The organism is Pelistega sp. MC2, from assembly GCF_900099475.1.
Classification (GTDB): Bacteria; Pseudomonadota; Gammaproteobacteria; order Burkholderiales; family Burkholderiaceae_B; genus Taylorella; species Taylorella indica.
Window position 1 is genome coordinate 696,051 of record NZ_LT628275.1, and the last position, 22,704, is coordinate 718,754.

21 protein-coding genes and 2 tRNA genes are annotated in these 22,704 nt (G+C 37.4%); 14 read left to right on the top strand and 9 right to left on the bottom strand.

Translation table 11 applies throughout. The features are described from left to right. Positions 1-16 precede the first annotated feature (16 nt). Together BQ4443_RS08795 and BQ4443_RS08800 are read right to left on the bottom strand one after the other, a co-directional pair. The gene (locus tag BQ4443_RS08795; RefSeq protein WP_245587032.1) at positions 17-523 is read right to left on the bottom strand and encodes a peptidylprolyl isomerase; all 507 of its coding nucleotides are present in this window, start codon (positions 521-523) and stop codon (positions 17-19) included. A gap of 104 nt (positions 524-627) precedes the next feature. Further along, positions 628-1,341: a tetratricopeptide repeat protein gene (locus BQ4443_RS08800; protein WP_023952007.1), complete on the bottom strand. Its 714-nt coding sequence runs from the start codon at positions 1,339-1,341 to the stop codon at positions 628-630. Between the two features lie 169 nt (positions 1,342-1,510). On the opposite strand from BQ4443_RS08800, the gene cysS reads away from it, so the two are divergent. The 5 genes from cysS to BQ4443_RS08825 are packed head-to-tail and all read left to right on the top strand — an operon-like array spanning position 1,511 to position 6,021. Then, positions 1,511-2,959 carry a cysteine--tRNA ligase gene (gene cysS, locus BQ4443_RS08805; protein ID WP_143000580.1) on the top strand — a complete coding sequence of 483 codons (1,449 nt, stop codon included), beginning with the start codon at positions 1,511-1,513 and terminating at the stop codon, positions 2,957-2,959. A 7-nt stretch (positions 2,960-2,966) separates the two neighbouring features. Next, complete coding sequence (locus tag BQ4443_RS08810) at positions 2,967-3,608, top strand: DNA-3-methyladenine glycosylase family protein (protein ID WP_023952012.1); 642 nt, start codon at positions 2,967-2,969, stop codon at positions 3,606-3,608. 49 nt (positions 3,609-3,657) lie between these two features. Then, positions 3,658-4,620 (top strand): acetyl-CoA carboxylase carboxyltransferase subunit alpha, encoded by a 963-nt coding sequence (locus BQ4443_RS08815; RefSeq protein ID WP_071058594.1) that lies wholly within the window; start codon positions 3,658-3,660, stop codon positions 4,618-4,620. Beyond that, on the top strand, positions 4,595-5,644 hold the full coding sequence (gene tilS / locus BQ4443_RS08820; protein ID WP_071058595.1) for a tRNA lysidine(34) synthetase TilS: 1,050 nt from the start codon (positions 4,595-4,597) through the stop codon (positions 5,642-5,644). The genes BQ4443_RS08815 and tilS overlap by 26 nt, the downstream gene beginning before the upstream one ends. 44 nt (positions 5,645-5,688) lie before the next feature. After that, positions 5,689-6,021 carry a zinc ribbon domain-containing protein YjdM gene (locus BQ4443_RS08825; protein WP_023952016.1) on the top strand — a complete coding sequence of 111 codons (333 nt, stop codon included), beginning with the start codon at positions 5,689-5,691 and terminating at the stop codon, positions 6,019-6,021. A 105-nt stretch (positions 6,022-6,126) separates the two neighbouring features. Here the strand turns inward: BQ4443_RS08825 and BQ4443_RS08830 are convergent, their stop codons facing one another. After that, positions 6,127-7,044 (bottom strand): DMT family transporter, encoded by a 918-nt coding sequence (locus tag BQ4443_RS08830; RefSeq protein WP_023952018.1) that lies wholly within the window; start codon positions 7,042-7,044, stop codon positions 6,127-6,129. A gap of 379 nt (positions 7,045-7,423) precedes the next feature. Between BQ4443_RS08830 and BQ4443_RS08835 the strand changes: the two genes are divergently transcribed. Genes BQ4443_RS08835 through BQ4443_RS08855 form a run of 5 tightly spaced genes read left to right on the top strand, consistent with a single transcriptional unit; the run spans position 7,424 to position 12,347 of the window. Beyond that, complete coding sequence (locus BQ4443_RS08835; RefSeq protein WP_023952020.1) at positions 7,424-8,290, top strand: carbohydrate ABC transporter permease; 867 nt, start codon at positions 7,424-7,426, stop codon at positions 8,288-8,290. Continuing rightward, positions 8,280-9,107, top strand: coding sequence for a carbohydrate ABC transporter permease (locus BQ4443_RS08840; RefSeq protein WP_023952022.1), 828 nt, complete (start codon positions 8,280-8,282; stop codon positions 9,105-9,107). The genes BQ4443_RS08835 and BQ4443_RS08840 overlap by 11 nt, the downstream gene beginning before the upstream one ends. Positions 9,108-9,124: 17 nt before the next feature. Then, on the top strand, positions 9,125-9,940 hold the full coding sequence (locus tag BQ4443_RS08845) for a phosphodiesterase (protein ID WP_023952024.1): 816 nt from the start codon (positions 9,125-9,127) through the stop codon (positions 9,938-9,940). A 9-nt stretch (positions 9,941-9,949) separates the two neighbouring features. Further along, positions 9,950-11,029 carry an ABC transporter ATP-binding protein gene (locus tag BQ4443_RS08850; protein WP_023952026.1) on the top strand — a complete coding sequence of 360 codons (1,080 nt, stop codon included), beginning with the start codon at positions 9,950-9,952 and terminating at the stop codon, positions 11,027-11,029. Positions 11,030-11,033: 4 nt separating this feature from the next. Beyond that, positions 11,034-12,347, top strand: a complete 1,314-nt coding sequence (locus BQ4443_RS08855) for an ABC transporter substrate-binding protein (RefSeq protein WP_023952028.1) — start codon at positions 11,034-11,036, stop codon at positions 12,345-12,347. A gap of 598 nt (positions 12,348-12,945) precedes the next feature. Here the strand turns inward: BQ4443_RS08855 and BQ4443_RS08860 are convergent. From BQ4443_RS08860 to BQ4443_RS08875, 4 genes are all read right to left on the bottom strand, one after another. Further along, on the bottom strand, positions 12,946-13,572 hold the full coding sequence (locus tag BQ4443_RS08860) for an IS66 family transposase (RefSeq protein ID WP_371128786.1): 627 nt from the start codon (positions 13,570-13,572) through the stop codon (positions 12,946-12,948). A 294-nt stretch (positions 13,573-13,866) separates the two neighbouring features. After that, on the bottom strand, positions 13,867-15,537 hold the full coding sequence (locus BQ4443_RS08865) for an AMP-binding protein (RefSeq protein WP_023949603.1): 1,671 nt from the start codon (positions 15,535-15,537) through the stop codon (positions 13,867-13,869). Positions 15,538-15,896: 359 nt separating this feature from the next. After that, positions 15,897-15,974, bottom strand: a tRNA-Arg gene (locus BQ4443_RS08870). Between the two features lie 36 nt (positions 15,975-16,010). Beyond that, positions 16,011-16,088 (bottom strand) — tRNA-Arg (locus BQ4443_RS08875). A 381-nt stretch (positions 16,089-16,469) separates the two neighbouring features. Here BQ4443_RS08875 and tehB point away from each other — a divergent pair. Continuing rightward, the gene (tehB, locus tag BQ4443_RS08880; protein WP_218118041.1) at positions 16,470-17,075 is read left to right on the top strand and encodes a tellurite resistance methyltransferase TehB; all 606 of its coding nucleotides are present in this window, start codon (positions 16,470-16,472) and stop codon (positions 17,073-17,075) included. A 76-nt stretch (positions 17,076-17,151) separates the two neighbouring features. On the opposite strand, the gene BQ4443_RS08885 is transcribed toward tehB, so the two are convergent. Then, on the bottom strand, positions 17,152-17,595 hold the full coding sequence (locus BQ4443_RS08885) for a hypothetical protein (protein ID WP_023949320.1): 444 nt from the start codon (positions 17,593-17,595) through the stop codon (positions 17,152-17,154). Between the two features lie 305 nt (positions 17,596-17,900). On the opposite strand from BQ4443_RS08885, the gene BQ4443_RS08890 reads away from it, so the two are divergent. Then, a complete protein-coding gene (locus BQ4443_RS08890; RefSeq protein WP_071058597.1) occupies positions 17,901-19,211 on the top strand; it encodes a DUF3100 domain-containing protein in 1,311 nt (436 codons plus the stop codon). On the opposite strand, the gene BQ4443_RS08895 is transcribed toward BQ4443_RS08890, so the two are convergent. Continuing rightward, positions 19,189-20,082 (bottom strand): LysR family transcriptional regulator, encoded by an 894-nt coding sequence (locus BQ4443_RS08895; protein ID WP_023950563.1) that lies wholly within the window; start codon positions 20,080-20,082, stop codon positions 19,189-19,191. The two genes, BQ4443_RS08890 and BQ4443_RS08895, sit on opposite strands and share 23 nt — an antisense overlap. Positions 20,083-20,201: 119 nt before the next feature. Between BQ4443_RS08895 and BQ4443_RS08900 the strand changes: the two genes are divergently transcribed. Both BQ4443_RS08900 and BQ4443_RS08905 read left to right on the top strand, forming a co-directional pair. After that, positions 20,202-21,083: an NAD(P)-dependent oxidoreductase gene (locus tag BQ4443_RS08900; RefSeq protein WP_023950565.1), complete on the top strand. Its 882-nt coding sequence runs from the start codon at positions 20,202-20,204 to the stop codon at positions 21,081-21,083. After that, a complete protein-coding gene (locus BQ4443_RS08905; protein ID WP_023950567.1) occupies positions 21,080-22,585 on the top strand; it encodes an aldehyde dehydrogenase family protein in 1,506 nt (501 codons plus the stop codon). The genes BQ4443_RS08900 and BQ4443_RS08905 overlap by 4 nt, the downstream gene beginning before the upstream one ends. The last annotated feature ends 119 nt before the right edge of the window (positions 22,586-22,704 follow it).

Sequence of the window (22,704 nt, forward strand, 5' to 3'; positions counted from 1 at the left end):
ATAGTTGAGTAGAAAATTATTCAACAATCGTTGCTTTTTCAATAATGACATCTTCTGTTGGTACATCTTGATGGAAGCCTTTATTGCCTGTACGTACACCTTCGATGGCATCAACTACATCAGTACCTTCTACTACCTTACCAAATACGGCATAACCCCAGCCTTGTGCATTAGGTGCAGTGTGGTTTAAAAAGTCGTTGTTATTTGTATTGATAAAGAACTGAGCACTAGCAGAGTGAGGGTCGCTAGTACGAGCCATAGCGATAGTGTATTTGTCGTTAGTTAAACCATTTTGAGCTTCATTTTTAATTGGTTCTTTCGTCTCTTTTTGTTTTAGACCTGGTAAAAATCCACCACCTTGAATCATAAAGCGTTTGATAACACGGTGGAAAATCACGCCGTCATAAAAACCATCTTTTACATAAGATAGAAAATTCGCAGTAGTTACAGGGGCTTTTTCTGCATTAAGTTCTAAAACGATAACGCCTTTGTTAGTTTCTAATTTAACGCGAGGAGCTGTCATAGTTATTGATTCCTTTTTTTGAGTTTGTGCTTGCGTAGTACTTATCGGCAGAACAAAAATACCTGCGATTAAGAGACTACTGATGCATTGTTTAAATAATTTCATTAGTTGCCACCAGTAATAATTTTTTGTGCTTGTTGAGCACGAATACTAGCACCTTTTATCCCTTGTCGAGCTGCTGTTTCAAAAGATTGTTTGGCAAGTGCCGTATAGATAAGTCCAATATTTTGATTTGCAATAGGATAATTGGGACGAATAGCGATAGCCATTTTGAGTGACTCTAGTGCTTCTTCCAAAGAGCCAATATTAATCTGAATCGCTGCCATATTATTCCATGGTTCGGCAAGTTCAGGGTATTTAGAAGTCATATCTCGGTAAATACTCATCGCTTTTTGAATATCACCCTTACCTGCGTAAGCACGAGCTTCTAAAAACAATAATTGTACATTGACCGTGGGTTGAGTGATATTCCCCTGAGGCTTTTTGAGTTTTGCAATTTCGATTAAAGCACTATCGAATTTACCCGCCGTTAGTAGACTATTAATCCTTGTAGTTGCTTGGTCGCTACTTTCAGGTAGACGAGTATCAACAGAAGGCTCTAATTTTTTTAAGAAATTGGCAACAGTCTCGGAGCCTCCTTCTGGTGGGGGCTCAAATCCTGTCACATAATTGTTATCAGCAGCACCAAATCCGGACTCTGATCCTGTTGCAGGAATAGAGTCTGGAACGCTTGGTAAATCAGTAATAGGAACAAATTGAGCCATTACTATTTGTTGGCTAACTAATAAGGCGAATACCGATAAAGTTAATCGTTTCACAAATACTCCAATTCATTCAATCTTCCGCATAAAGCATATATAATTGCTTGCGGATTGTTATACTTAATTTTTATTATTTTATCCTTAGTTTTTATGCGATATGGTAAAAGTATCCGTTTCCATGAGGAAATCTTTTACCAAATACAAAAAAACGCTCTGTTGAGAACTCATTATGCTGATTTACAACTCATTATCACGACAAAAAGATCCCTTAAAAACAGTAGAAGAAAAGAAAGTTCGTATGTATGTGTGCGGAATGACGGTATATGATTTTTGCCACCTTGGTCATGCCCGTATGTTAGTGAGTTTTGATGTGGTACAAAGATGGCTGCAAGTGAAAGGCTATGAAGTCACTTACGTGCGTAATATTACAGATATTGATGACAAAATTATTAAAAAGGCCGTTGCTACAAATAAACCTATACAAGAGGTGACGGCTTTTTATACTGATGCTATGCATGCGGATGAAAAAGCATTGCAAGTAGAATCACCGACACATGAACCAAGAGCAACTCAGCATGTGCCTGGTATGTTACAAATTATCCAAGATCTTGAAGCAAAAGGTCTGGCGTACCAAGGTGAAGACGGAGACGTAAATTATGCGGTACGTTTATTCCCAGGCTATGGAAAATTATCAGGACGTTCATTGGATGATTTAAGGGCAGGTGAACGCATTGCCATTTCTGATAGTAAGCGGGACCCTTTAGATTTTGTTCTGTGGAAATCAGCGAAAGTAGATGAACCTGCAGATACAAAATGGGAGTCTCCTTATGGTTGGGGAAGACCTGGTTGGCATATTGAATGTTCAGCGATGAGTAAAGCACTATTGGGATTACCACTTGATATTCATGGGGGAGGTCCTGATTTGAAATTTCCTCATCATGAGAATGAAATAGCGCAAACTGAAGGTGCCTATGGTGGGGAATTAGCCAATATTTGGATGCATTGCGGACCATTAATGGTAGATAATGACAAAATGTCTAAATCGTTAGGTAATTTTCGCACTATTCGGGAAACAATTGGTAGTGAAACAGCAAGTAAAGATTTAGCTACATATGACGTCAATGTTAGAGAAGCTGAAATGTTGAGATTCTTTATCGTTCGTAATCATTATCGAAGTGCACAAAACTTTACCCCCGATAATTTATTTGATGCGCAAGCAGCTATCGATAGACTTTACCAAACGTTGCATAATGTTGGTTATGATGAGGTAGAGGTTGATTGGACAAGTTGCTATGCGGCAGAATTTTCAGAGGCTATGGATGATGACTTTAATTCATCATTAGCTGTATCGGTATTGTTTGAACTTAATACAGCAGCCAATAGAGAAAAATCAAAAAAATTAGCTAGCCAGCTACGTGCACTAGGAGGGGTATTAGGATTATTACAACAAAATCCTGCTACTTACTTGCAGTCACCTACGCGTTATACCCGTCATCAAACCAGCGATGCTAGTGCGATAAGTGAAGAACAAATTAATGCCTTGATTGAGGAGCGTAAACAAGCGAAACAATCAAAAGATTTTGCTAAAGCTGATCATATTCGTCAGCAATTGAAAGAGGTGGGCGTAGAGCTTGAGGATAAACCGGGCGGTTTAACTCAGTGGCGCAGGCTCTAGAATAATTATGAATAATAGTCTTATTACGATTAGTCCAAAGCCTGAATTTTGGGACGAAGCGGTGGAGTATTTACTCGCTAAGGATAGGATTTTGCGAAAAATTATTCCATTACATCAGAATGATTGGTTGGCATCTAAACAAACAGCTTTTGTTTCTTTGGCACGAGCGTTGATTTCACAACAAATGAAACCAGATAACGCTCAGAAACTTTGGAAAGCTTTGCTTAGCTTGTGCCAAGGAACTGTTACGCCAGCCATTATTCAGACATTAACGATTGAACAATTAAAGCAGGTAGGTATCACTAAACGCAAGAGTGAGTGCCTCTTAGATATGTCGACACATTTCTTGGATAAATCAGTAAATCCTCAGGCATGGTTTAGAGCGAGTGATGAACAAATTGTCAAAGAAATTACGGCTATTCGTGGAATTGGTGAGTGGACAGCACATATGTTTTTAATTTTTCATTTGCAGCGTCCAAACGTATTACCGATTGACGATCCCCGTTTAATACAGGCTATATCACAGCATTATTTTAGTGGTGAACCAGTCTCTCGCTCTGAAATCAGAGAGTTAGCACGAACTTGGCAGCCTTGGAGTACAGTAGCAACATGGTATTTATGGTGTAGTCTACAGTCTAATCAGGTATAATAACTCGTCTAAATAAAAGTCGCTTTTAAATGTAAGGTGCATAACCCATATGAAAAATACATTTCTAGAATTTGAAAAGTCCATCGAAGAATTAGAACAAAAAATAGAACAATTGCGTAATGTGTCTTCTGACTCAGCTGTAGATATTTCAGAGGAGATTAGTCGCCTTCAGCAAAAAAGCCAAGCACAAACAAAAACCATTTATGAAAAATTAACACCTTGGCAAACAGCTTTGGTTGCTCGTCATCCACAGCGTCCTTATACCATGGATTATGTAAAAGAAATTTTTACTGACTTTCACGAGTTACATGGTGATCGTATGTATGCTGATGACTTATCTATTATTGGTGGGTTAGCACGTTTTAATGGTGAAGCATGTATGGTTATTGGTCACCAAAAAGGACGTGATACTAAGGAGCGTGCAAAGCGTAATTTTGGTATGCCTAAGCCAGAAGGTTATCGTAAAGCCTTACGCTTAATGCGTTTAGCTGAAAAATTTGGGTTGCCAGTATTTACGTTTGTCGATACACCGGGTGCTTATCCAGGTATTGGTGCGGAGGAACGAGGTCAATCAGAAGCCATTGGTCATAATCTTTATGCAATGGCAGAGCTTAAAGTACCTATTATTGCGACTATTATTGGTGAAGGTGGTTCTGGTGGTGCTTTAGCGATTGCAGTAGGGGATGTCGTGCAAATGTTGCAATACTCTACTTATGCAGTGATTTCTCCAGAAGGGTGTGCGTCAATTTTATGGCGAAGTGCTGAAAAAGCCCCAATTGCGGCAGAAGCGTTAGCAATTACTGCGCCACGGTTATTAGAGCTAGGTCTTATTGATAAGGTTGTTACAGAGCCTATTGGTGGTGCTCATCGTGATGCTATCACAATGAGTAAGTCGTTAAAACGAGCTCTTAGTGAAGCTGTTCGCCAGTTAGAAGGTCTTTCTACTCAAGAATTAATCGATCGTCGTTTAGAACGCCTAATGGCTTATGGTCGAATCGTTGAAAAAGATTAATACATTTTGGTCAAATGATAAAGCCAGCCGTTTGTATAAACCGCTGGCTGAATTATTTGCTACTTTGCGCCATCAATCTCTGGTAATAGGATTTAGTGGTGGTGCTGATTCAGCCATGCTAACTGTATGTGCTAGTCAATTAGCGAAGGATTATGATATTCGTTTATATGCCTTGCATATCCATCATGGATTAATGAGTAATGCAGATAAATGGGTAGAGCAGTGTCAGCAGCTCTGTGAACATTTAGCTATCCCATTTAGTGTTAGTTATGTCACAGTTGATAAAAAAAGTGGTTTAGGTATTGAAGGTGCGGCACGTGAAGCACGTTATCAAGCGTTTGCTGACTATGCAAAAGCACATCAGATAAGCCATTTTTTATTGGCACATCATCTGGATGATCAGGCTGAGACTTTATTACTACGCTTATTGCGGGGCAGTGGTATTAAGGGTATGCGAGGTATGTCATCTATATCTAAAAAAGATGGTTTGGTATTTCATCGTCCTTGGTTGGGGTGTGAGCGTCAGCTAATTTTAGATTTAGCAGAAGAGTTTGCGGCACAGACGGGGTGGCAAGCGGTACAAGATGAAAGTAATTATGATACGCAGTATAAACGAGGTGCTTTACGGGTAACATTAAGCCCGGCGTTAAATCAATATTGGCCGAGTTGGAAACAAAACTTAGCACGTCATGCACGCTTAATGGATGAAGCACAAGCTATTATGGATGATATGGCAGTGCTAGATTTCCAACATTTATCCGTGAGTGAAGATCAACACAGTTTTTGTTTAAAAGCTTGGCGTGAATTGCCACCTTATCGGCAGAGCAATGTATTGCGTTATTGGTTGGCATTGCTTGGTTTACAAATGCCAACGGATAAACGCTTACAGCAATGGTTAAAGCAATTAAGAGAAGTACATCAGTTAGGCTATGATCGTGAGGTGAAATTGGAGCATGAACAATGGATTATTTATGTACGAAAAGGGAAAGTAATACTGAGTGATAATAAGAAAATTGCACAATAGACTACAACAATTCTTTATTTAAATTTCATCAAGAGATTATTTATATGCAAAATTTACCTAATTGTCCAGTATGCCAAAGCGAAAATACCTATCACGACACCATACAATTTATCTGTCCTGATTGCGGACATGAATGGTCTGAACAGGCTAATGATGATCTCGCAGATGAGCAAATAGTGGTCAAAGATAGCAATGGTAATTTATTGGTTAATGGTGATTCAGTGATTTTAATTAAAGACCTTAAACTCAAGGGTTCATCTGAAATACTTAAGAAAGGTACAAAATATAAAAATATCCGGTTGGTAACTGGTGATCACAATGTGGAATGCGGTAAATTACAACTTAAATCAGAATTTCTAAAAAAAGCGACGTCTTAAATAATAACTACTGATTACTGTTGCAAAGATGGTGCTGTATTATTATTTATCACTACGGAATCCGTTCCAAATGGTAAATAATATCTAAACGAGTCCATCAGCGATTTATTTCTTTTGTCCCTTGTTCATAATCATCATCCCTGTAATGGCGAGTGGTACACCAATGATTAAAGATGAATGTAAAGGTTCACCTAGCCATAAAGCAGAAATTAAAATACCAAAGACAGGAACGAGGGCAATATAAGCGGCGGCATTACCAGCACCTAAGGTTTTTACCCCATTAAAAAACCAAGAAAATGCTAGCGTAGTTGCCCCTAATGCCATACCGATAGCAGAAAAGTGTGCAACAAAAGGTGCATGGATAGCGCGTTGCCAACCCTCAGCGCCATCGACAAAAATACTAGTTATAAATAATAAAATAGCTCCTACACAAGTACCTACTGTTGTTGCTGTTAAGGCAGGAATACCTCCAATCACAGCCCTGCCAATGAGTGTATAGCTGACCCAACTAAGGACGCAACCTAATAATAAATATTCGCCTAAGCCAACATTACCAGACAGAAATTTTAAAGGGTTGCCTTGCGAGATGGCATAGAGAGAGCCAAAAATCGCTAATCCTATACCGAGAAGAATTTGCAGATTAAGCTTTTCTTTAAAAAGCCATGCAGCTAATAGCAACGTAAATGCAGGATTAAGTGCGATGACTGCTGAGGCTTTCCCTGCGGGAAGCCACTGTAGGGCAGTCATAAAAAACAAGGAATAGGCAAAGATGCCCGTAGCACCTGTGCCTATTAATCCTAACCACTGTTTAGCTGTTAAATCTCTGATAGATTTAAAACGATCAACGCTGTATAGCCAAATTAACAATGAAAGACTGGCAATAATAAATCTATATGTAGAGCCAGTGATAGGAGGCATATGCTGAGCAACAACTCGTCCCCATGCCCATGACGTCCCCCATAAAATTGCCATACCAATTAAACGTAAATGAATGCCGATATGAGAAGAGGATTGTTGTGTCATGGTAGAAACTACGCAAAAAAGTCTAACTATTATTAATAAACTGATAGGTATTCTATTATAAGAGTGTCTCTTTATGAATTGAACATTTCAAAATAAATCGTTAAAAAGAAAAAAGTCATGAGCTATTTAACGTCGCTCAATATATTGGATTTTTAGTGAGATAAGAATGGCTTGCGTTATTGACTAAAAAGAAAAAATTAAGTGTAAAAGGTGGTAGTGAAAGTACTATGTATTTTTTACAACAATTAAATTAATTTATTTTAAGTTTAAATTTAAGAATCGCTTGGATAAAAGCTATTAGCTTATATTTTTACTCAATTTGTAATTTTCTTGTCATGATGAATCGCTAGAATAATCTGGTTTTACTAGAGAAGCATCAATGAGAAAAAGTTACTTAATCTTATTGCCAACGTTTGTTTTTTTGGCACTGTTTACCTATTTCCCGCTATTTCGATCCCTAAGAGATAGCTTTTATGATTTCCGCTATACAACGGATCAATCAAAACCATTTGTTGGCTTAAAAAATTTTGAGCGTTTATTTGCAGATGATATTTTCTGGCAAGCGTTACTTAACAATATTGTTTATATCTTATTGACGGTTATTCCAAGTGTCGTCTTAGCTTTATTGCTGGCTGTCGCCTTAAATGAGAATAAACGTATTAATCGTTTTCTGCGCTCAATATTTTTTATGCCAACCTTACTACCTTTAGTGAGTGCTGCTACAGTCTGGATTTTTATCTTTACGCCTAATTTAGGGTTATTAGATTATTACTTGTCAAAAATTTTTGGCAATATGAACAATAATTTTTTGGGTTTTAGTGATACGGCAATATATGCGCTAGCGTTTGTGGGTGTCTGGAAGTTCGCAGGTTACTATATGCTGTTTTTCTTAGCAGGGTTACAAACTATTCCTGATTATGTGAGAGAAGCGGCTGTTATGGAAGGGGCAAACAAGTACCAAATCTTTTTTAAAGTTACCTTACCTTTATTAAGACCGACGATTAATTTTGTTTTGATTACCGCCATTATCTATGGTGTCACACAAATTGATCATGTAGTCGTTATGACTAATGGTGGTCCTAATCATTCTACCTCCGTTCTTTTACACTATATTCAGGATTTGGCACTTAATTCACATGACTTAGGTAAAGCATCGGCAGCAACATTTGTATCGCTCATTGCACTGTTTATTTTCTCAGTTATTAATCTTAGAGTGCTAGAAAAGGGGACACACTATGAATACTAGAAAAGGAACAGGGGTTACCTTAAGTCTATTATTACTTGTAGCGGCATTATTGTGGTGTACTCCTTTAATTTGGATGTTTTCAGCGTCTGTTAGTGCCACAACGTTTGGGCCTGAAATGGCATCATTAGTACCCAGTTTTCCGTTAAGTTTTCAACACTTTATAGATGCATGGGAAAGTACAGATTGGATTAATCTCTATAAAAATACCATTATTTTTGCATTTGGTACTTTCTTTGTACAAATGCTAACCATTACCACAGCAGGGTATGTATTCGCCTACCATCAATTTAAAGGCAAGACTTTTCTGTTTTATTTGCTGTTGTTGCAATTAATGATTGTGCCCGTGGTATTGATGATACCTAACATGATGACCTTAAGTGATTTTGGTTTACTGAATTCGTTATTAGGAACTATGTTGCCTTATTTTGCTTCAGCATTTGGCGTGTTCTTAATGCGACAAGCCTTTTTATCTATCCCAAAAGAATTAGAAGATGCTGCCATCATGGAAGGATGTGCATGGTATCAGACGCTTTATCACGTGTTAATTCCCATGGTTAAGCCGACCTTATTGTCGTTTGCGACATTTAGTATTACTTACCATTGGAATGAGTATTTATGGCCCTTAATGACATTAAGTGATCCAAGCAAGCAGGTACTTACTGTTGGTCTTGTGTCATTTGCAGCCGGGGCAGAGTCAGGAGGACAGTGGGGAGTTATTAGTGCAGGAACCATTATGATTTGTTTGCCACTTCTCATTATGTTTATTTTCTTTCAAAAACATTTCCTTAAAAGTTTTGGCTTTTCAGGTATTAAATAGTTTAAGGTTAAATAATTATGTTATTAGCTCATATTTCTGATTTACATTTTCGTCCACAAGGGCAAAAATTATATGACTTTATTGATGTAAATCAAAAAAATGCCAATGTGATTGCCCATCTGAATGCATTAGAAGAACAACCAGATGCTATTGTGATTACAGGTGATATTGTCAATTGTGGAATGCAAGAAGAATATATCGTAGCAAAACGCATTTTAGGTTTTTTGAATGCGCCAGTTTATATTGTGCCAGGTAATCATGATCATAAAGAATACTTTTTAGAGGCGTTTAAAGACATTTGTCCTCTTTTAGGTGATGACCCTAGCAAAATGCACTACTCTGTGGATTTCCCACAGGCGAGACTTTATTTCATTGACAGCGTTGTGCCTGGCGCATCATATGGTGAGTTGAGCGCAGAAACCTTGCAATGGTTAGACCAAGAATTGGCAAAAAATGAGAAAGAGAGCTATGTTTTTCTTCATCATCCTCCGATTGCCTTCGGTAATATTCAAATGGATGAGATAGGCTGTCGTAATGGCGCTGAGCTTCTTAAACTTGTTGATAAATACACGCATTTCACACGAATTTTTTGTGGACATGTGCATCGTGTCATGTTTGCGCAATACAAGCAAGCGATTATTGCCTCAGTATCAGGGACTACTCATCAGGTTCCTTATAGTTATACCGATAAAACTGATAGATATTCAGAAGAAGCTGGACCTATATTAATGCATCGTCATATGGATAATGTAGGCTTGGTTTCTTATTGTGTGCATTTACAGACCAAATCACCTTCTTATTTATATAACCCACAAATTAGTTGTTTTAAATAAGGTTGGGATATGTCGAGAGTAGATTTAGTCAATATACAAAAAAATTTTGGTAGTACAAAAGTTCTGGAACGAGTTGATTTATCCATCGAAAAGGGTGAGTTTTTAGTCCTCGTTGGTCCTTCTGGTTGTGGAAAAAGTACCTTATTAAGAATCTTATCTGGGCTAGAAGAGCCTAGTGAGGGAGATATTCTGTTAAATGGCGAACGTATTAATCATGTCCCTGCGGGTAAAAGAAATTTTGCCTTAATTTTTCAGAATTATGCTTTATTTCCACATATGAGCGTAGAGCAAAATATTCTATTTGGCATGAAAATTCGAGGGGAAGATAAAAGCCAGTTTGCGAGTAGATTAGCAGAGGTAGCAAATTTATTGCAACTTAATGCCTTACTTAAACGTAAACCCAAAGAACTGTCAGGGGGGCAACGTCAACGTGTGGCGATGGCGAGAGCCATTATTAGAAATCCATCTTTATTTTTAATGGATGAGCCATTATCGAATTTGGATGCCAAATTACGAGTTGAAGTCCGTGATGGTGTGATGGATTTGCACAGGAAATTAAGAACAACGACAATTTATGTTACCCACGATCAAGTCGAGGCAATGACAATGGCAGATCGTATCGTAGTACTTAATCAAGGTAAGCTTCAACAAATTGGGACTCCTGCCCAACTTTATCAGCATCCTGATAATCTTTTTGTGGCAACGTTTATTGGCAATCCAACAATGAATATTATTGATGTACCTGTTGATGGTCAGCAGTATGTGCTTCTTGAAGAACAAAAAATAGCACTACCATGCCGTGATTATGATGAACATAATGTCTTGTTGGGAATTAGACCTGAGCATTTATATATCAGTAACACAAGCTTATCAGAACAGGCCTTAAGTCTCTCCGGTAGGTTAATTCAGAAAGAGCTTTATGGCTCTGATTATTTATTAAAAGTACAAACCGATTATGGTGTTCTTCAATGCCGAATCCCTAATCTGGGGAATATTCCCAACATGAATACTGAAATCGTTCTGTATTTTGAACCAAGCTATTTACATTTTTTCTCACCAAAAACACAACAGAATCTTTCTAAGGAGTAATCAAGTGTTTAACATTAAGACTGTTTTAGGCATTAGCTTAGCGGCCGCATCTTTTAATGCATTTGCTGAAAAGCAAACCATTGATTTTATGTTTCCTTCTCCAGTTGAGGGTAAATTTACACAAGAGATGACAAAAGTGATTAAACATTTTAATGAGTCTCAACAAGACGTGGAAGTAAGAGGAATTTTTACAGGTGATTATGATACAACTAAAATGAAAGCTGAGGCGGCAGTGCGTGCTGGTCAGGCTCCTGCGTTAGTTATCATGTCAGCTAACTATACTGTTGATTTAGCTATTAACGATATGATTTCTCCTATGGATGAACTGTTTAAATATAGCGAAGATAAAGTATCAGCTAATGATTTTCTAGAGAAAAATTTCTGGCAACCAATGCATAAAAATGCTCAATATAATGGTGTGACTTATGCGATTCCATTCCATAACTCAACGCCAATTATGTATTACAACAAAAAATTATTCCAAGAAGCTGGCATTAAGGAGGCACCGAAAACATGGGCAGAGTTAGTAGATGCCGCTAAAAAATTAACAAATACAGAAAAAGGTCAGTGGGGTATCATGATGCCATCTACTAATAATGACTATGGTGGTTGGATTTTATCGGCATTAGTGCATGCAAATGGTGGTCAATTTAATAACCCTGACTATGCTGGAGAGGTTTACTATAATTCGCCTACAGCAAAAGGTGCTTTACAATTTTATAAAGACTTAGTGTTTAAACATAAAGTAATGCCTTCAGGTGTTTTAAACTCAAAACAAATCACAGCTGGCTTCTTATCAAATAAAGTGGGTATTGTATTATTAAGTACAGGCTCTCTAGGATTCATGAAAGAAAATGCTAAAGATGTTGATTTTGATGTAGCATTCTTACCTAAAAAAGTACGTAATGCAGTGATTATCGGTGGTGCAAGTCTTGTTACTTTTAAAGGCATTAGTGAAGAACAGAAAAAAGCGGCTTATAAGTTTTTAACCTATCTTGTTAGCCCAGAAGTGAATGGTAGCTGGAGCCGTTTCTCTGGATATTTCTCACCTCGTAAGGCATCATATGATACACCAGAAATGAAAGAATATATTGCTAGCTATCCACCTGCAAAAACAGCATTAGATCAATTGCAATATGCTCATCCATGGTATGCGATGTATGAAACAGTACCTGTTCGTCAAGCAATGGAAAATGCCTTAGCTCAAGTTGTATCTGATGAGAAAAAATCAGTTGAAGATGCGGCTAATGAAGCTCAGAAAAAAGCAGATGAGCTGATGAAACCTTATCAAGACAAAACTGCTTTAAGTGTGGAGTAATTTTTCTTGTTGTGTTTAGGCGTATTATCTTTCAGGATGAAAGATAATACGTCAAAAAACTAAAGAGGTAGGATTTTATTTAGGCGTGCAATCTTTCAGGATGAAAGATTGTACGTCAAAAAACTAAAGGGGTAGAAGCAGTTGCTATCAATAGAAATCCATTATGAGGTATTCATAATGGATTTTGATTTTGTAGGATTTTATTTAGGCGTGCAATCTTTCAGGATGAAAGATTGTACGTCAAAAAACTAAAGGGGTAGAAGCAGTTGCTATCAATAGAAATCCATTATGAGGTATTCATAATGGATTTTGATTTTGTAGGATTTTATTTAGGCGTGCAATCTTTCAGGATGAAAGATAATACGTCAAAAAACTAAAGAGGTAGGATTTTATTTAGGCGTGCAATCTTTCAGGATGAAAGATTGTACGTCAAAAAACTAAAGAGGTAGAAGCAGTTGCTATCAATAGAAATCCATTATGAGGTATTCATAATGGATTTTGATTTTGTAGGATTTTATTTAGGCGGTAAGCGTCCGGTGAACTCCGATTGACTTCCGTTTTTAAATGTTCAATGCCCCGATTTTGTCGGGGCATTGTGTTAATTCTTGGTGTCGTTTGGCGCTTGCCAACGATGAGGCAGAAGCTCAGTAATGTCCTTCGCTTTCTGTGTCGGCAATCGTTCCAACACATCCTTAAGGTAAGCATAAGGGTCATGGCCATTGAGCTTAGCCGATTGAATTAACGACATCACCGCAGCCGCACGTCGACCCGCTTTCTCTGAACCTACAAAGAGCCAATTCTTGCGACCAATCGCGAGTGGACGTATCAAATTCTCTACCGCATTATTATCCATCGGCAGTTGAGCGTCTTCCAAGAGGCGCGTCAAGGCAAGCCAATTGTTCAGGCTGTAACGAATGGCTTTGGCGATCGCCGAGTTCGGCGGCACCAGCTCAAACTGACTACGCAACCACCTTTCTAATTGCTTAAGTGCCGGCTCCATGTGGCGTTGTCGATGGGCTAATCGCTCCGGTGGACTTAAGTTCCTGGCCTCGGCCTCGTAGTGATAAAGTCGTTGGATTTGTTGTAAGGCCTGTTCAGCCACTGAGCTGCCGTTGGCTTGGTAAATATCGTGGAATTTGCGACGCGCATGCGCCCAACATCCCCCCTCAATCACTTGCTCATCGGCAAAGAGGGCTTTATAACCGGCGTAANTTAGGCGTGCAATCTTTCAGGATGAAAGATTGTACGTCAAAAAAACCAAAGAGGAAGAAGTAGTTGCTATCAATAGAAATCCATTATGAGGTATTCATAATGGATTTTGATTTTGTAGTGTTTTATTTAGGCGTGCAAGCTTTCAGGATGAAAGATTGCACGTCAAACACTCCAAAGGGGAAGACGTAGTCGCTATCATATAAAGTCTATTATGAATTATTCTTGATAGAATGCCCTCCAAGAAAATAAATTCTTTGGAGGGCATGTTATAAGAGATACTGAAAGTGAGTAGAGAATTACGTCTTACTTAATTACCAAGCTCTTCTTTCATCATTTCTCTGATTTTAAATTTCTGAATCTTACCACTTGCTGTCATTGGGAATTCTTCTACAATGCGGATATAGCGAGGAATTTTTTGTCTAGAAATTTGTCCGTCGCAGAAATCACGAATATCTTGTTCAGATAATGTACTACCATCACGTGGTTTAATCCAAGCACATAACTCTTCACCATAGCGTTCGTCTGGAACACCAACGACTTGAGCCTCAAGAATATCAGGATGGGTATAGAGGAAATCTTCAATTTCGCGAGGGAAAAGATTTTCTCCACCACGGATTACCAAATCTTTGATACGTCCTACAATAGCACAATAACCTTCATCATCCATTGTTGCCAAATCGCCAGTATGCATCCAACCAGCTTGGTCAATTGCTTCAGCCGTTTTTACGGCATCTTGCCAATAGCCTTGCATTACAGAATAACCCCGAGTACATAATTCACCAGGTGTGCCACGAGGAACAATGCGACCATCTGCATCAATAATCTTGACTTCTACATGAGGATGGATACGACCAACAGTACTTACACGTTTTTCTAAAGGATCATCTACATGTGATTGCATACTTACAGGTGAAGTTTCCGTCATACCATAACAAATAGTGACCTCTGACATATTCATTTTATCAATCACTTTTTTCATGACTTCCATAGGACAAATCGTCCCAGCCATGACGCCAGTACGAAGGCTACTCATATCATATTTAGCAAAGTCAGGATGTTCCAACATATTGATAAACATTGTTGGAACACCATAAGCAGCGGTACATTTCTCCTCTGTAATTGCTTTGAGGTTCTCTAAAGGATTAAACACTTGGTCATGATACACCATTGTAGAGCCATGAGTAATGCAGGCAATATTACCAATTACCATGCCAAAGCAATGAAATAATGGTACGGCAATAGAAACAGCATCATCAGGTGTTAATTTAATTGTTTCACCAATAAAGTAACCATTATTTAAAATATTGTGATGTGTTAGTACAGTGCCTTTAGGGTTGCCAGTAGTACCTGATGTGAATTGGATATTGATAGGGTCATCAAATTGCAATTGCTGATTAATCTGTTGAAGTTGTGCTAGTTCCTTTGTGGTAGGTGTTTGCAAGAGGGCAGAATAATTTAGAATGCCAGGATTTTTATCATCGTTAATATTAATCACATAGCGAAGCGTTGGAGCATGATCCGCACGGAGACGGCCAATTTCAGCTGTTTTGAGCTCTGGTACAACATCATAAACCATTTTGACATAGTCACTATCTTTGAAGGTTGAGATAATCACTAAGCCAGTACAACCCACTTTATTAAGAGAGTACTCTAACTCAGTACGACGATAAGACGGATTCATATTGACAAGAATAATACCAGTCTTAGCGCAGGCATATTGAATAATTGTCCATTCGGCACAGTTAGTTGCCCAAAGACCCAAACGGTCACCTGTTTTAAAACCTAAACGCAATAAACTGCAAGCAACAATATCGACTTGTTCGCGCAGTTGAGCATAGGTATAGCGAATATTTTGATGGCGAGAAACAAGTGCTAGTAAATCTTTATATTGTTCAGAAGCAGTGTCAAAATTTTGGCCTAAGGTTTCACCAAGTAAAGGTTTATCAGATGCCCCATGTACGTAGCTTAGTTGGGTCATTTCAAATGTCTCCTTTTGTTTTATTACTATTAATTTTCTAATTATAGTCGCAGTAAGGTAAGAATAACTATTAGTGTTCATACTTAATACAATGCAATTGAAAGTCGTCTCAAAGTAATATTAAGCATGTATATGAGGGAATAAAGTAGGAAAGGAAAAGTAGGGGAGAGCTAACAAGGATGGTGTGAAAAGAACAAGGTAATAAATAGAAAGAAAATCGAAGAAAAGGAGCAGATGCAAGATGACTTTTTTGATTAATAAATGGTAAAGCAATAAAGTGAATTGACACCAAAAGAGGATGAAAAGAAATAGGGGAAAGAAAAACGGACTTAAGTCAAAAACTTAAGTCCGTTTAATCTTGGCGCGCCCGGCAGGATTTGAACCCACGACCCCTTGGTTCGTAGCCAAGTACTCTAATCCAACTGAGCTACGGGCGCTCTTAACATCATATAAAGGAGATTATTATGAATAACTGGCGCGCCCGGCAGGATTTGAACCCACGACCCCTTGGTTCGTAGCCAAGTACTCTAATCCAACTGAGCTACGGGCGCGTTAAGAGTGTAATTATGATATGTTTTGGCAAAATAGGCAAGGATTATCTTATGCTTTATCCTTTTTTCTATAAAAACGTTGTAAAAATGATAAGAGTAGTCTGATTTTTCTTGGTTTGTTATTTATAACCATTTCTTAAGTTTGCGAGGCAATTTTTTTAAGGTTAGTCTTCTAGAAAGAATAAATGATTATGCATCGCTATAACCATTGGTGCGTTAAAAGTGCTTCTTTGTTGATTGTTGAGACCATATCTGACTATTTTCTTTTAGCGAGTAATGATTGATTAAGAATAATATAGGCGTAAAACTAATAATGCTTTTATTGTCACATCATAAAATTATGCCTAGTATAGTGGGTATTTAGATCACTATGGATAAGGGGTGAAATACACGATGGATAATGCAGCGACTTATTTTCAGCAAAAATATGGTATGACTGCCACGCATTCTGCTGTTGTTGCCGCTATGGACACTGTAAAACCATGCAAGGCGATTGATTTAGGGTGTGGACAAGGACGCAATGCCTTGTTTTTGGCGTTAAAAGGCTTTGATGTCACTGCTAGTGATTATAATCCTAGTGGGATGCGAGTCATTGAGGATATTGCTGAAGCAGAAGATTTAGCTATCCGTACAGAAACATATGATATGAACGTAGCGGCTATAGGTGAGAATTACGATTTTATGGTGGCTACCGTTGTTTTTATGTTTTTGATGAAAGAGCGAGTCCCCAGTATTATTGCAAATATGCAAGAGCGTACAAATCCGGGAGGTTATAATTTGATCGTATCAGCGATGGATACAGCGGATTACCCTTGCCATATGCCATTTTCGTTTACGTTTAAAGAAAATGAGTTAAAAAATTATTATGCTGGTTGGACGTTGATTGACTATAAAGAAGAAATTGGCTCAATGCATGCACGTGATGCTAATGGTAATCCAATCCAGCTTAGATTTGTCACTATGCTAGCCCAAAAACCAATGTCTTAATAAGATTCATATTATTAAGCGTTATTCTTAGTCCCAAAACTATTTTGTTATGGCTTAAAACAAATGCAGATTTCATTTAAAACAATGAAGTCTGCTTGTCTTGTTCAAGTTTTTTAATATCTGTTCTCTTATTAGGTGACTTTTTAATAGCTGGTTTTTTGGCTATTTTTTTAGCCGCTGGCCTTTTAGCCGTAGCATTACGAGATGATGTTTTAGCAGAGGATGTTTTCGAAGACTTTGCTGATTTTGATGTAGATGATACGTTTTTCTTAGGCTTCGCAAGAGTAGATAGCTTGTCAGTAGAGGATATTGCGTTGTTATCTACTTTGTTTTCAATATGACGTTGGCAATACCCACGCACATTATTCATGTGAGTCTTTACGCCATTAAGCTCTAAATATTCCTGAATTTTTTGATAAGACATCTTTGCCGCACGCAGCTTAGCAATATCGTCATGAAAACGAGCTAGTACAGAACGGTTAGGATTATTTTGTTTAATAAAATCATCAACATTAATCATATGGATTATATGTATAAAACATGTTTAGATATGTAAATAATGTGTTTAGTTTATCATTTTTAGGAAAAAATAGTTAAAAGTTTAAGTATGAGTTTATTATTGAAAAATTCAAAATGGTTAATGTATAGCATGTGTGAGAAGTAATTTATTATTATGTTATAGATTAAATAGACTAAGTTTTATATTTTTTTGTTGCTTAATAAGCAACAAAAAACATTTCGTTAAGTATTGTGAGAGATATAGGAGTTTTTTTATAATTTTTTAAAATTTCTTAGTATTGAGAAAAATAAATAAGGGAGGCTGATATGCAAACTAGCGTATTAACAAATTGGAAAATTCATTTTGTCGTAATTTTAATATCTGTAATTGCTGAGTTAATTGGTATTCAGCAAATCAAAACGGGCATAGGGGTAATTTTGTTTTTACCCCTTTTATATGCCTTTATTTTAGCGCTGTTTTTTAATGAAAATATTATTCCATCTATAGGTCAGCATTTAGGAGAACATAGTAGTGCTACAGCTAGTCAATGGGTTCTGATAGGCATTATGCCGTTTATTGCAAAGTTTGGCGTAGGGATAGGCCCAAATATGGATAAATTAATTGCAGCGGGACCTGCTTTACTCTTACAAGAGATTGGTAATGTTGCAACGGCATTATTTGCGCTTCCTGTTGCTGTATTAATATTTAAAATGGGGCGTGAAGCTATTGGTGCTACACACTCTATTGCTCGTGAACCTAATATTGCCTTAGTTGCTGATAAGTTTGGGTTAAAAAGTTCTGAAGGTGTCGGTGTGATGGGCGTTTACGTAATGGGAACTTTATTTGGTACAATTTTTTTCTCTATTATGGCTGCCTTATTGGCTTCTTGGGATATTTTTGATTACCGTGCTTTAGCCATGGCTTGTGGTGTTGGTAGCGGTAGTATGATGGGTGCTTGTTCAGCCGCATTGAGTGAAACATTGCCTACATTAAAAGATGAAATTGTTGCTTTTGCTGCTTCATCTAATCTGTTAACTTATGCTACTGGTTTATTTGTGAGTGCTTTTATTGCGCTACCTTTTACAGAATTTTTTTACCGTATTTTGAAAAAACTTCGTGGCTCTGAATCAAGCGCTGCAAATCAAGAGTTAGCTGATCTTACCTCATCTAATGGAAGTGAATATACAGAAGAAAAAGAAGTGTCATTTTCGTCTATTCAGACAATTATGGCATTAGTTATGGTCAGTGTGGTTGCATTAATTGTTAATTGGGTTAGTACAGGGGTTTCTTTTATTGACGGTTTACCTGGTATGGCTATTTTCTGGTTATGTAGCGTCCTTGGCTATGTTATCTATCAATATGTCAAAATTGGTGTTCCTGCGGTGGCTTGGATTTCTATTGTGGCTATTATTTTTTCCATTCCACAATTTCCATTTAGTCAAGAAGTAATTGCTTATACCTCAAAGATAGGGCTATTACCAATGATTACGCCTGTACTTGCATATGCTGGTTTGGCTATTTCTAAAATGGAAATTAGATTGTTTAAAGCAGCTGGTTTTAAAATTGCTATCGTCGCATTATTGACGTTTGTAGGTACATTTGTAGGTTCTGCTATTATTGCTCAGGCATTACTTTAATAATTTCTTTAAGTAGTAATTGGGTCGCAGGTGTAAGGTTTCTTCCCCTGCGACTTATTATTTGTGTTTTTGTTTGATTCAAAAAAGATTGTTGAAGTTCTAGTGCATCAATTAGTGCCTTATCCTCGTCTGTTAACATAAAGGCAGGAAGAAAAGTAATACCTCCAGTTAAGGTATATTGCTTTAATAATTGGAGATGATTACATATTAAACTGGGTTGGAAATAAATTTCTTCTTCTTGTTCAGCTCGTTGAATAATCTGACGGATACCGTGTGCATGATCCGGTAGAGCTACTCGTTCATTAATAAGCTCTTTGAATGAAATTGGTACCATAGAACTATTTACCAGAGGGCTTTGACGATTACAAAATAATTTTAAGGGATGGGTAAATTCTTTATGCACTCTAATGCTAGGATGTGAAGGTGGATTAAAAATAATGCCTATATGGGCTTTATTGTCGGCTACTTTAGAGATAATCTCGTTACTATTAGCAGTGGTAAGTTTAATATGTATCCCGGGGAATTGTTTTGAAAAGGAGGTGATTACTTTCTCGACAATAGGTAAGTAACCCACACCAGTTGCTAGAATAATTTTTCCAGTGTGCATTCCTTTTAATAAAAAAATATCATCTTTTAAGGTGTTTTCAGCTTCTTGCTGTTTCATATAAAAAGTAACTACTTTTTCCCCAGCCTCAGTAGGTACAGCACCACGCATTCCCCGTTCTAAAAGAGGTATATCTAGTTCCTTTTCTAGTAGTGCAATTTGTCTGCTAATGACTGAGGGGGCAATGTTTAGTGCCTCAGCGGCAGCGCGAATGCCTTGATATTGTACAGTTTTATAAAAATACCTTAATCGTTGATTATTTAACATCTTAGATCGTCCATGCTAATTTGTTGCTTAATAGGCAACAATAATTATAATTCATGTGCTTGAATAACAACAATTATTTTTTTAAACTTTTTTGTAATTGTCTTTATTAAGGAATAAAAATGAAGGTTGGTGTTATTGGTTTAGGTAATATGGGGCTGGGTATGGCTAGTCACTTACAATCCAAACAAGTTGAGGTTATGGGGTTGGATGTTTCAGTTACAGCACAGCAAAGAGCTAAAGAAAAAGGGATTCAGATAGCAACATCATTGGATGAAATAGTCAATCAAAATGATTATCTAATTTTATCCTTACCAAAAGCAGGTGATGTTGAGACAGTATGTTTGGGGGCAGAGGGTATTCTTAGCCTTGCGAGAGGCAAAATTTATATTATTGATACAAGTACATCTACGGCGGAAGTTAGTCAAAAAATTTCACGGCAAGCCGAAGAAAAAAGCATTGCTTTTATTGATGCTCCTGTCACAGGGGGGCCTCTAGGGGCAAGTAGTGGAACAATGACTATGTTTATTGGTGCCAGTGATGCTAATTTTAATGCAGTGTTGCCTTTGTTGAAATTGATGAGTGCAGAACAAATTCTTGTGGGAGAGGTAGGAGCAGGTAATATTGTCAAAATAGCAAATAATTTATTAGTAGCGATGCATTTATTGACAATGTCTGAAGCAGTGCATATGGCAGAAAAAGCAGGCATTAAACCAGAAAAACTCATTCTTGGGGTTAATAAAGGATCTGGTCGTAGTGCTGTGTCACAAGTCAATTATGAAAAATGGATTTTAAATAATGCTTTTGATTCAGGTTTTACAATGGGGTTAATGCGTAAAGATGTTCAATTGGCAAAAGACTTACTGACACAGTTAAATTTGGATTTGCCTGTAAGCAATGCGGCCGTTAGTCAATGGGAGTTGAGTAAGAATTATCTTGAGGATAGACAAGATTTTAATAAGATAGTGACTTTAAATTCAATGATGAATAAGGACAAAAAATGAAAGTTGAATTGCGTGAATTAATTCAAAAAATTGCTCCTAGTTTTGAACAAATTGCTAGTTATATTAATGGGGAATGGGTAGTAGGAGGACAGGAACGTATTTCGGTTAAGTCATCATTTGATAAACAAGAGATTTTTGCTTATTCAGATGCGAATACAAATATTATTTCTGTTTTGAATAAATGTACAAAGCTTGCCCAGTCAGAATGGCGATCATTAACGGCAGCAGAGAGAGGACGTAGGATTTTTAAATTAGGCGCTATTATCCGCTCATGGATTCCTGAGTTAGCGGAAATTGAGTCACTTAGTAGCAATAAAGCCTTAGGTGATGCAAAAGTGGAGGTATTAAAAGTAGCGGAAATGTTCGAGTATTATGCTGGTTGGACAGATAAATTACATGGTGATGTCATTGCTGTACCCACAACACATTTAAATTACACATTATTAGAGCCATTAGGCGTTGTATTTCAAATTACTCCTTGGAATGCTCCTATTTTTACGGCGGGTTGGCAGATTGCTCCAGCCATTACGGCAGGTAATAGTGTAATTTTGAAACCTTCAGAACTAACACCGATTACTTCATTATTAATAGCATTTCTTTCTGAACAAGCTAGGATACCTCGAGGATTGATTAATGTTGTTGCAGGCTACGGACATACTATTGGTCAAGCAATTATTAATGAATGTGATATACAAAAAGTCGTTTTTGTTGGTTCTCCAGCGACGGGTAAAAAAATTTCTATTGCTGCTGCACAGAAAGGCGTTCCTTCAATTTTAGAATTGGGGGGAAAATCAGCAAATATTGTTTTTGATGATTGTGATTATGATGCAGCGTTGAAAGGGGCTCAGAGCGCTATTTTCAGTGGAACTGGGCAAAGCTGTGTATCGGGCTCACGTGTACTTATTCAAAAAAGTATTTACGAAAGGTTTACTAATGATTTAGCAAGGGCAACTAAGAAATTTATCGTGGGTAATCCGATTGAAGCAACTACCCAGATTGCTCCAATACATAATGAAAAACAATACCAACATGTCAAAAAAATGATTGAAAAGGCACTTTCAGATGGGGCGACCGTTCCTCCTGAAAATGCTAATCCGCTTCCTCAAAATACTGGTTATATCGTGAATCCAACTGTATTACTTGGGCATAATCAAATGAAATGTGCACAAGAAGAAATTTTTGGTCCTGTGGTTGTGGCGATTCCTTTTGAAACAGAAGAAGAAGCGATAGCATTAGCTAATGATAGCAAGTATGGATTAGCTGGTGCTGTGTGGACAAATAATGTAGCAAGAGCACATAGAATTGCACAAAAAATAAACGCAGGCACATTTTGGATTAATGGCTATAAAACTATTCATGTGAGTTCGCCTTTTGGGGGATATGGTGAAAGTGGCTATGGTCGATCATCTGGAATTGAAGCATTAAGAGCTTATAGTCAAGTCAAAAGCGTCTGGGTAGAAACAGCGAAGCAGTCGTCTAATGTGTTTGGGTATAGCGGATAAGTAACTCTATTCTGAAAAAGAAAGGAAATTTTAAATATCTTATTTATATACCTACTGATGATAATAGTAAGAAGGTTGCGATAAGAACACCCTAATATATGAGGTTAGTTTATATTAGG

What these genes read in the sequence shown, in the direction of transcription:
- BQ4443_RS08900 (WP_023950565.1), top strand. Translation starts at nt 20,202, where the DNA reads ATGAAGGTTGGTGTTATTGGTTTAGGTAATATGGGGCTGGGTATGGCT.
- BQ4443_RS08795 (WP_245587032.1), bottom strand. Translation starts at nt 523, where the DNA reads ATGACAGCTCCTCGCGTTAAATTAGAAACTAACAAAGGCGTTATCGTT.
- BQ4443_RS08835 (WP_023952020.1), top strand. Translation starts at nt 7,424, where the DNA reads ATGAGAAAAAGTTACTTAATCTTATTGCCAACGTTTGTTTTTTTGGCA.
- BQ4443_RS08810 (WP_023952012.1), top strand. Translation starts at nt 2,967, where the DNA reads ATGAATAATAGTCTTATTACGATTAGTCCAAAGCCTGAATTTTGGGAC.
- BQ4443_RS08830 (WP_023952018.1), bottom strand. Translation starts at nt 7,044, where the DNA reads ATGACACAACAATCCTCTTCTCATATCGGCATTCATTTACGTTTAATT.
- BQ4443_RS08865 (WP_023949603.1), bottom strand. Translation starts at nt 15,537, where the DNA reads ATGACCCAACTAAGCTACGTACATGGGGCATCTGATAAACCTTTACTT.
- BQ4443_RS08850 (WP_023952026.1), top strand. Translation starts at nt 9,950, where the DNA reads ATGTCGAGAGTAGATTTAGTCAATATACAAAAAAATTTTGGTAGTACA.
- BQ4443_RS08840 (WP_023952022.1), top strand. Translation starts at nt 8,280, where the DNA reads ATGAATACTAGAAAAGGAACAGGGGTTACCTTAAGTCTATTATTACTT.
- tilS (WP_071058595.1), top strand. Translation starts at nt 4,595, where the DNA reads ATGGTCGAATCGTTGAAAAAGATTAATACATTTTGGTCAAATGATAAA.
- BQ4443_RS08815 (WP_071058594.1), top strand. Translation starts at nt 3,658, where the DNA reads ATGAAAAATACATTTCTAGAATTTGAAAAGTCCATCGAAGAATTAGAA.
- BQ4443_RS08825 (WP_023952016.1), top strand. Translation starts at nt 5,689, where the DNA reads ATGCAAAATTTACCTAATTGTCCAGTATGCCAAAGCGAAAATACCTAT.
- BQ4443_RS08905 (WP_023950567.1), top strand. Translation starts at nt 21,080, where the DNA reads ATGAAAGTTGAATTGCGTGAATTAATTCAAAAAATTGCTCCTAGTTTT.
- BQ4443_RS08845 (WP_023952024.1), top strand. Translation starts at nt 9,125, where the DNA reads ATGTTATTAGCTCATATTTCTGATTTACATTTTCGTCCACAAGGGCAA.
- BQ4443_RS08885 (WP_023949320.1), bottom strand. Translation starts at nt 17,595, where the DNA reads ATGATTAATGTTGATGATTTTATTAAACAAAATAATCCTAACCGTTCT.
- BQ4443_RS08890 (WP_071058597.1), top strand. Translation starts at nt 17,901, where the DNA reads ATGCAAACTAGCGTATTAACAAATTGGAAAATTCATTTTGTCGTAATT.
- BQ4443_RS08895 (WP_023950563.1), bottom strand. Translation starts at nt 20,082, where the DNA reads ATGTTAAATAATCAACGATTAAGGTATTTTTATAAAACTGTACAATAT.